The organism is Kitasatospora sp. NPDC058063 (genome assembly GCF_042885395.1).
In the GTDB taxonomy this organism is placed as follows: Bacteria; Actinomycetota; Actinomycetes; order Streptomycetales; family Streptomycetaceae; genus Kitasatospora; species Kitasatospora lactacystinica.
Map to the genome: position 1 here is coordinate 148,790 of NZ_JBHVSD010000025.1, position 9,572 is coordinate 158,361.

Genomic DNA, 9,572 nt, shown 5'->3' on the forward strand with positions numbered 1-9,572 from the left:
CGGGGTTCACGCCTCCCCCGCGATCACGCGCGGTCCGCGTTCAGCCACTCGCGCATGACCGACAGCAGGTGGTCGGTCTCCACCGGCTTGGTGATGTGGTCGGTGGCACCCGCCTGCAGCGACTTCTCCCGGTCGCCCTTCATCGCCTTGGCGGTCAGCGCGATGATCGGCAGGCCCGCGAACTGGGGCATCCGGCGGATCGCCTCGGTGGTCGCGTAGCCGTCCATCTCCGGCATCATGATGTCCATCAGGACCAGCGCCACGTTCTCGTGCTGCTCCAGCATCTCGATGCCCTCGCGGCCGTTCTCGGCGTACAGGACGGTCAGGCCGTGCTGCTCCAGCACGCTGGTGAGCGCGAACACGTTGCGGACGTCGTCGTCCACGATCAGCACCTGCTGGCCGTCGAAGCGCCGGTCGCCGTTGACCGGGCGGGGCTGGAGGGGCTCCACCGTCCGCGGTCCGGCGGCGCTCTCCAGGGCGGCACTGCGCCGGCGCTCCACCGCGCCGCGGCGGCGCTCCTCGGCCAGCTCGCGGACCTCCTGGGCCCAGTGGTCGGCCGGGTTCTCGCCGACCGGCACCGGCAGGCCCACCGGGGTCACCCCGACCGAGGCGCGCGGCGCCAGGGCGGCCGGCACGGTCGATCGGGGGTCGCCGACGGCCTCCGGGGCCTCGGTGCGCAGCGGCAGGTAGAGCGTGAAGGTCGAGCCCTTGCCCAGCTCGCTCTCGGCGTGGATCTCGCCGCCGAGCAGCCGGGCGATCTCGCGGCTGATGGACAGGCCGAGGCCGGTGCCGCCGTACTTGCGGCTGGTGGTGCCGTCGGCCTGCTTGAACGCCTCGAAGATCTCGCGCAGCTTGTTCCCGGGGATGCCGATGCCGGTGTCGGAGACCGCGAAGGCGATCAGCTCGTCGTCCGGGCCCTGGATCGAGCCGGACTCCAGCAGCCGCTCGCGCACGTCCTGCGGGACCTCCCGGCCGGCCGGGCGGATCGAGAAGTCGACGGCTCCGGCGTCGGTGAACTTCACTGCGTTGGAGATCAGGTTGCGCAGCACCTGCTGGAGCCGCTGCTCGTCGGTGTGCAGGGTGACCGGCAGGGCGGGCGAGACCCGGACGGCGAAGTCCAGGTTCTTGTCCAGCGCGACCGGCTGGAAGGTGGCCTCGACGTAGTCGACCAGCTGGACCAGCGCGATCCGGGCCGGGCGGACGTCCATCTTGCCGGCCTCGACCTTGGACAGGTCGAGGATGTCGTTGATCAGCTGGAGCAGGTCGGAGCCGGCGCCGTGGATGGTGTCGGCGAACTCGACCTGCTTCGGCGAGAGGTTGCCCTCGTTGTTGTCGGAGAGCAGCTTGGCCAGGATCAGCAGCGAGTTGAGCGGGGTGCGCAGCTCGTGCGACATGTTGGCGAGGAACTCGCTCTTGTACCGGGAGGCCAGGGCGAGCTGCTCGGCGCGCTCCTCCAGGACCTGCCGGGCCTCTTCGATCTCGCCGTTCTTGATCTCGATGTCGCGGTTCTGCTGGGCGAGTTGCTCGGCCTTCTCCTGCAACTCCTCGTTGGTGCGCTCCAGTTCCTCCTGGCGGGCCTCCAACTCGGCGGACCGCATCGAGAGTTCGGCGGTGAGGCGCTGGGACTCCAGCAGCAGGCCCTCGGTCTTGGTGTTGACGCTGATGGTGTTGACCGTGACGCCGATGAGGTCCGCGATCTGGTTCAGGAAGTCCAGTGCGACGGTGGTGAAGGAGCTGAAGGTGGCCAGTTCGATCACGCCCAGCAGCCGGCCCTCGAACAGCACCGGCAGCACCACGATGTGGGCCGGGGAGGCCTCGCCGAGCCCGGAGGCGATCTTCAGGTACCCGGGCGGCGCCTCCTTGAGGATGATCGCCCGCTTCTCCACCGCGGCCTGGCCGATCAGCGACTCGCCGGGGCGGAAGGTGGTCGGCATCGCCCGCCGCTGGTAGCCGTAGCTGCCGATCAGGCGCAGCACGGTGTCGTTCTCGTCGTCGTCCTCGGTGATCAGCTCGGCGGTGCGGCCGGCCGGCTGGGCGAGGAAGAACGCTCCGTGCTGGGCGGAGACCACCGGGGTCAGCTCGGTCATGATCAGCGAGGCGACCGCCTCCAGGTCCCGGCGACCCTGGAGCAGACCGGAGATCCGGGCCAGGTTGGTCTTGAGCCAGTCCTGCTCCTGGTTGGTGCGGGTGGTCTCGCGCAGGTTGGCGATCATCTGGTTGATGTTGTCCTTGAGCTCGTCGAGCTCGCCTGCGGCGTCCACGTCGATCCGCAGGCTCAGGTCGCCCCTGGTGACCGCGGTGGCGACCTGGGCGATCGCGCGCACCTGCCGCGTCAGGTTGTTGGCCAGCTCGTTCACCGACTCGGTGAGGTCCTGCCAGGTGCCGTCCACACCGGGCACCCGGGCCTGGCCGCCGAGCCGCCCGTCGGTGCCCACCTCGCGGGCCACCCGGGTCACCTCGTCGGCGAACGCCGACAGCTGGTCCACCATCGTGTTGATGTTGGTCTTGAGCTGGAGGATCTCGCCGCGCGCGTCGACGTCGATCTTCTGCGAGAGGTCGCCGCGGGCCACCGCGGTGATCACCAGCGCGATGTTCCGCACCTGGCCGGTGAGGTTGTTGGCCATCTGGTTGACGTTGTCGGTCAGGTCCTTCCAGATGCCGGCCACGCCCGGCACGCTGGCCTGACCGCCCAGGGTGCCGTCGGTGCCGACCTCGCGGGCCACCCGGGTGACCTCCACCGCGAAGGAGGACAGCTGGTCGACCATGGTGTTGAGGGTCGCGGCGAGCGCCGCCACCTCGCCCTGGGCGTCGATGGCGATCTTCTTGGAGAGGTCGCCGCGGGCCACCGCACCGGCGACCTCGGCGATGTTGCGCACCTGCCCGGTCAGGTTCGACGCCATGAAGTTGACGTTGTCGGTCAGGTCCTTCCAGATGCCCGACACCCCTCGCACCCGGGCCTGGCCGCCCAGGATGCCCTCGGTGCCCACCTCGCGGGCCACCCGGGTCACCTCGTCGGCGAACGCCGACAGCTGGTCCACCATCGTGTTGACGGTCGTCACCAGCTCCAGGATCTCGCCCCGGGCGTCGACGGTGATCTTCTTGGAGACGTCGCCGCGCGCCACCGCCGTGGTCACCTCGGCGATGTTCCGGACCTGGCTGGTCAGGTTGTTGGCCATCAGGTTGACGGAGTTGGTCAGGTCCTTCCAGATCCCGGCCACGCCGGGCACGCTGGCCTGGCCGCCGAGGATGCCCTCGGTGCCCACGTCCCGGGCGACCCGGGTCACCTCGTCCGCGAAGGCGCCCAGCTGGTCCACCATCGTGTTGATGGTGTTCTTCAGCTCGAGGATCTCCCCGCGCGCGTCCACCTGGATCTTCTGCGACAGGTCGCCCTTGGCGACCGCGGTCGTCACCTGGGCGATGTTGCGCACCTGATCGGTGAGGTTGTTCGCCATGAAGTTGACGTTGTCGGTCAGGTCCCGCCAGACCCCGGCCGCCCAGGGCACCTGCGCCTGACCGCCGAGCCGCCCCTCGGTACCCACCTGACGGGCCACCCGGGTCACCTGCTCGGCGAAGCCGGAGAGCTGGTCGACCATCGTGTTGATGGTGTTCTTCAGCTCCAGCATCTCTCCGCGCGCGTCCACCTCGATCTTCTGCGACAGGTCGCCCTTGGCGACCGCGGTCGTCACCTGGGCGATGTTGCGCACCTGGCCGGTCAGGTTGTTCGCCATGAAGTTCACCGAGTCGGTCAGGTCGCGCCAGACCCCGGCCACGCCCGGCACCTGGGCCTGCCCTCCGAGCCGGCCCTCCGTCCCCACGTCCCGGGCCACCGTGGTGACCTGGGCGGCGAACCCGTTCAGCTGGTCGACCATCGTGTTGACGGTGTTCTTCAGCTCCAGCATCTCGCCGGCCACCTCGACGGTGACCTTGCGGGACAGATCGCCCTTGGCCACCGCCGTGGTCACCTGGGCGATGTTGCGCACCTGGGCGGTCAGCCGGCCCGCCATGGTGTTGACCGAGTCCGCCAGGTCCTTCCAACTGCCGGACACGCTGCGGACCTTGGCCTGGCCGCCGAGCTTGCCCTCGGTACCGACCTCGCGGGCCACCCGGGTCACCTCGTCGGTGAACTCGGAGAGCTGGTCCACCAGCCCGTTGACGGTCCGCCCGATCTTCAGGTACTCGCCGCGCAGCGGGTGGCTCACCCCGTTGCTGTGCAGCGAGCGCAGCTCCATCTTCTGGTCCAGGTCGCCCTCGGCGATCGAGGTGAGCACCCGGCCCACCTCGGCCATCGGGCGGGCCAGGTCGTCGATCAGCGCGTTGCAGTTGTCGACCGCCGCCATCCAGGCGCCCTCGCCCGCGCCGGTCTCCAGCCGCTCGTTCAGCCGGCCCTCGCGGCCCACCGCGCGCCGGACCCTCGCCAGTTCACCGGTCAGGTGCTGGTTGCGCTCGGCGACCTCGTTGAACACCGCGGCGATCTCGGCCAGCGGCCCGTCCCCCGGGACGGTCAGCCGGCGGCGGAAGTTGCCGTCCCGCATCGCGGTCAGCGCCGACAGCAGCTTGCGCAGCTCGGCGGGCTCCGCGCCACGATTGTGGCCCGGCGCCCGTCGGCCGGCCGCGTTCCGCGGCACGGCCCCGGGGCGTCCACCGCGCACAGTGGGCGGCGTCGTTCCGGTTGCGTCCTTGGTGGCCGAACTCAACGGGCCCCTCCCACATCGTGAACTGTCCGGTGACCGACCGTGCCGGTGCGGCACGCACCCGGGCACCGGCCCGGCTGGGCTGCGTGCCGACGGTCCGCGACGCGCCGGCACCCACACGACCGTACTGCTCTCACCGGCCGTCGCGGACCCCCCAGTCTGGCAGCACCGGCACCGGGTGCACGGCCGGTTGTGCTCGGTTCGTACCGCACCGTCCGAAACAGGTGGGCAGAATCACCCTCAGGTGCCTGTTTCGACTCCCCGTCCCCACGGGGAACCAAGCGGAAAGTAGGGTGGAGCGCTGCACCGGGCCACGACCCGACCCAGCGCCGCCGCTCACCCCGACGGCGCGCACGGGGATTCGGCGCCGCACCCCGGACAGCCAGGGCAAGAGCAGCAGAGGAGAAGTGGCAACGTGGTCACCGCGCGCGCAGCCGCCACCTTCGATCCCGACGGCCGGTCCGCGGCCGCCGCACGGGGGTTCGTCCGGGACGCGCTGCTCGGCTGGGGCCTGCCCGAGGTCGTCGACGACGCGGTCGTGCTGGTCAGCGAGCTCGTCACCAACGCCGTCGTGCACGCCGGCACCGCCGCGGAGGTCTGCTGCCTGCGCGAGGAGGAGAGCGTCCGGATCGAGGTCACCGACCACCACCCCGAGCGCGGCCTGCCCTCGCTCGGCGACGGTCCGGTCACCGGCTCCGACCGCTACGCCGACCCGGACGGCGAGGGCGGTCGCGGCCTGCTGATGTGCTCCGCCCTCTCGGAGCGGTGGGGCGTCGAGTACGCGGCCGGCCGCAAGACCGTCTGGTTCCGCCTCGCCCTGCCCGCACACGTGTCCGGGACCCGCTACGCCGTTCCCGCGACCCCCGGCAGCGATCTGCCCAGCGGCCCCGGCCCGGTGCGCGTCGCCGTCGTCCAGCTCGACGAGGACGGCCGGGTGCTGGCCTGGAACCCGGACGCCGAGGCGCTCTTCCAGTACCCCGCCGCGGCCGTCCTCGGCCGCCCCTGGGCCGACCTCGCGGTCTGGCCCAAGTCCCCCGCCCGCGGCCTCGGCCTGACCGACACCCTGCGGATGGCCCGCTGGGAGGGCGGCTACGGCATCCGACGCCAGGACGGCCAGGAGGTCGAGGTGTACGGCGCCCAGGTCCGGCTGCGCGACACCGAGGGCGTCCCCTCCACCCTCTGCCTGCTGGTCCTCGAACCCGACCGCGCGGTGCTGCGCTCCCCCGCCCGGGCCCTGCCCGGCGAGCGCCCCGACCCGGCCGGCCCCCGGCTCGACCTGCTGGCCGGCCCGGTCGCCACCGACGACCTCGACACCCTGCTCCAGCGCACCGTCGAACGCGCCCGCGACCTGCTCGACGGCGACGCCGCGTACCTGCTGCTCACCACCGACGACGAGGCCGAGTTCGAGGTCCGCGCCGCCACCGGCCTCACCTCCGGACACCGCAGGCACACCCGCTTCCCGGTCGGCACCGGCAACCGCTACGACTCCGCCCGGCTGCCCTCCGTCCACGAGGACCTCTCCGCCCGGCCCACCGGCCTGCCACTGCTCTCCGACAGCGGAATGCGCTCCCTGATCACCGTCCCGCTCAAGGTCGAGGGCCGGCTGATCGGTTCGCTGGGCATCGCCGCCGCCGTGCCCGGCCGCTACGACAACGAGGACGCGCTGCGCCTGCAGTTCGCCGCCGACCGGGTCGCCCTCGCCGTCGAGAGCACCCGGCTGACCGAGCTCGAACAGCTGCGCCGCGGCTCGCTCTCCTTCCTGGTCGAGGCCTCCGACCTGCTGGCCGGCACCCTCGAACACGAGCAGACCCTCGCGCTGATGGCCCAGATGGCCGTCCCCACCCTCGCCTCCTGGTGTGCCGTCTACACCACCGCCGACCGCTCCTCACCGGCCAGGCTCGCCTTCGTCCTGCACGAGGACGAGGACCGCATCGACCCGCTGCGCGACCTGCTCGACAAGACGCCCGTACCGGAGGCCGGCCCCGCCCACGGCGTCCGGTTCTGGACAGCCCTCGCCGAGTCCGCCGAGGCGGGCGGTCTCGCCGACAGCCCGGAACTCGCCGGCCTGCTCGGCGAGACCGTCGTCCTCGCACTGACCGCCCGCAACCGCGTCATCGGCCTGCTGGTGCTCGGGGTCCCGGCCGGCGTCGGATTCCGCCAGGAGATCCTCGAACTCGCCGAGGACCTCTCCCGCCGGGCCGCCCTCGCCCTGGACAACTCCCGCCTCTACTCCGAGCGCACCGCCACCAGCCAGGCCCTCCAGCGCAGCCTGCTCCCGCCGGACCTGCCGGAGATCCCCGGCGTCGAGGTGGACGTCTACTACCAGGCGGCCGGCGAGGGCAACGAGGTCGGCGGCGACTTCTACGACCTGTTCACCATCCGCGAGGGCACCTACGGCTTCGCCATCGGCGACGTCTGCGGCACCGGCCCCGAGGCCGCCTCGGTCACCGGCCTGGCCCGGCACTCGCTGCGGCTCCTCGCCCGCGAGGGCCTGGACGCCCCGCAGGTGCTGCGCCGGCTCAACGCGGCCATCCTGGACGAGGGTTCGCGCAGCCGCTTCCTCACCCTGCTCTACGGCGAACTGACGCCCCGCCCGGACGGCAGCACCGAGCTCTCCCTGGTCTGCGCCGGCCACCCGCTGCCGCTGCGACTGCGCACCGACGGCCAGGTCGACCGGGCCGCCACCCCGCAGCCGCTGCTCGGCGTCATGGACGACCTCGACCTCACCGCCGAGCACCTGGTACTCGCCCCCGGCGAGGTCCTGCTCTGTGTCACCGACGGGGTCACCGAGCGCCGCGAGGGCCGGCGGATGCTGGGCGACGACGGCCTCGCCGAGGTGCTCACCGGCTGTACCGGCCTGACCGCCGGGGCGGTCGCTGCGAGGGTGCAGCGTGCGGTCGAACGCTTCGCCCCGGAGCCGCCGTCCGACGACATGGCGATCCTGACCCTCCGGGTGCCCACCCAGCGCAAGACCTGAGCGTCCGGAGGGCGGCGCATGCCGGCGAGTGTCGGCGCGGCGTATGTTCCTTGCTGGCGCCGTGCTGACGCAGTCACAAATTGTTATATTCACAAGGGTACAAGCGAAACGGGGTCGGGTAGACCGATCTCACCGGAGATTCCCTCCGGCGGGGGCACGACCAGCGGCACTCCGCTGGCCCACCACTTCCGATGGCCCCTCACTTCCGACCGCAGCCCGCGCACACTCACAACCGTGCGCCTTCGGCGCGGTCGCGCGCATCCACTCATCGAGACGACACCACAGCGTCACTGCGCCCTGCGCGCGCCCAGAGTGAAAGGAGCCTCCGGTGAGCAACGAAGCTTCCGGGGCAACGAACGCCCGCTCCACCGGAGCCGACGCGGGTAACCTCGGCTACCTCGCGCTCGGTCTCACACTGCTCGCCTACGGCCTGCTCTCCACCGGCATCCTGCACGGCGCCGGAGCCGGGAACGCGGCCCACCTCGCCCATATCCTCGGCGGCGTCACCCTCTTCATCGCGGGCCTCTGGCAACTCCGCGGCGGCGAGGGCTTCACCGGAACCGCCTTCACCACCCTCGGCGCCTTCTGGGCGACCTGGTCAACGGCCGCGGGGGCGGGCAAGAACGCCGCCGGACTCTTCCTGCTGCTGTGGGCCCTGCTCGCCCTCACCCTCACCGCCGCGAGCTGGGGTTCGGGCCTGCTCGGCCGCGCCGTCTACGGTCTGCTGACGGTCTCCCTGCTGCTCTCCGCCATCGCCACCTTCGGCGGCTACGGCGGCCTGGCCAAGGTCGCCGGCTGGATCGCGGCCGTCTCCGGACTCGCCGCCTGGTACTCGGCCACCTCCGCACTGAGCAACGGCTCCTGGGGAAAGATCGCCCTGCCGGTCAAGTAACCGGCCGGGAACGACCTCGGTCAGCCCACCTGCTCCAACTGCTCCTCGGCGGTGCCGCGGGGCCGGATCTCCGTCCCGACGGAGGCCCGGCCCCGTCGGCGTGCCGCCAGCGCCAGCACGGCATAGGCGAGGAGCAGGATCACCACCGCCACGATGCCGTCCGACCAGAAGTGGTTCGCCGTCACCACCACCACGGCCACCGTCAGCACCGGATGCAGCACCATCACCCATCGCAGTGAACTGCGCGACACCCGGATCACCGCGACCGCCGCCAGCACGCACCAGGCGACGTGCACCGAGGGCATGGCCGACAGTTGATCGGCCACCACCACACCGCCGACCGCGCCGCCGTAGACCGACTGCCCGTACTGGGCGGCCACGTCGACGAAACCGCTCTCCGGCAGCATCCGCGGCGGCGCCACCGGGATGAACTGCACCAGCAGGCAGACCGCGGTCGTGATCACCACCGTGTTGCGCACCCACGCGTAGCGCTCGCGGTGCCGCACGAACACCCAGAGCAGCACGCCCAGCATCACGGCGAAGTGCATGGCCGCGTAGTAGTAGTTCGCCAGCCTCACCAGCACCGGGTACGGCGTGACCGCCCGCTGCCAGGACGCCTCGTCCGGCAGCCCGATTACCTGCTCGGTGTGGTGGATCCAGCTCGCTCGGTCCAGCGCGTGGTCCGTACTCATCACCGAGAGGTGCCCGACCAGCTGCCAGAGCGCGAACAGCGCCAGCAGCGTGCCGGCCTCCCGCAGCAGAGCGGACAGCGCCGGCTTCCGGCCCTTCGCCGCGGCGTACGCGCCCGCGTGGAGGCCGATGGCGGCGGCCCCGGCGGACTGCCAGGTCAGGGTCAGGTTCTGCATTGGCAGAGGGTAACGCAAAAAGCCCCTTCCCGGAGGGGAAGGGGCTTTTTGGAATAATTGTTCGGCGGCGTCCTACTCTCCCACAGGGTCCCCCCTGCAGTACCATCGGCGCTGTAAGGCTTAGCTTCCGGGTTCGGAATGTAACC

Annotated in this window: 4 protein-coding genes and 1 rRNA gene; 2 read left to right on the forward strand and 3 right to left on the reverse strand. The window is 71.5% G+C overall.

Annotated features, from left to right (window positions below):
* Positions 1-23: 23 nt before the first annotated feature.
* Complete coding sequence (locus ACFVUY_RS34070; protein WP_387736174.1) at positions 24-4,625, reverse strand: HAMP domain-containing protein; 4,602 nt, start codon at positions 4,623-4,625, stop codon at positions 24-26.
* A 481-nt stretch (positions 4,626-5,106) separates the two neighbouring features.
* Between ACFVUY_RS34070 and ACFVUY_RS34075 the strand changes: the two genes are divergently transcribed.
* A complete protein-coding gene (locus ACFVUY_RS34075; protein WP_387694050.1) occupies positions 5,107-7,668 on the forward strand; it encodes a SpoIIE family protein phosphatase in 2,562 nt (853 codons plus the stop codon).
* A 328-nt stretch (positions 7,669-7,996) separates the two neighbouring features.
* A complete protein-coding gene (locus ACFVUY_RS34080; RefSeq protein WP_387736176.1) occupies positions 7,997-8,560 on the forward strand; it encodes a GPR1/FUN34/YaaH family transporter in 564 nt (187 codons plus the stop codon).
* Positions 8,561-8,580: 20 nt separating this feature from the next.
* Here ACFVUY_RS34080 and ACFVUY_RS34085 read toward each other — a convergent pair whose 3' ends face one another.
* Together ACFVUY_RS34085 and rrf are read right to left on the reverse strand one after the other, a co-directional pair.
* Complete coding sequence (locus ACFVUY_RS34085) at positions 8,581-9,426, reverse strand: phosphatase PAP2 family protein (protein WP_387736178.1); 846 nt, start codon at positions 9,424-9,426, stop codon at positions 8,581-8,583.
* A 59-nt stretch (positions 9,427-9,485) separates the two neighbouring features.
* Positions 9,486-9,572 (reverse strand): 5S ribosomal RNA (gene rrf, locus ACFVUY_RS34090); the annotation flags it as partial.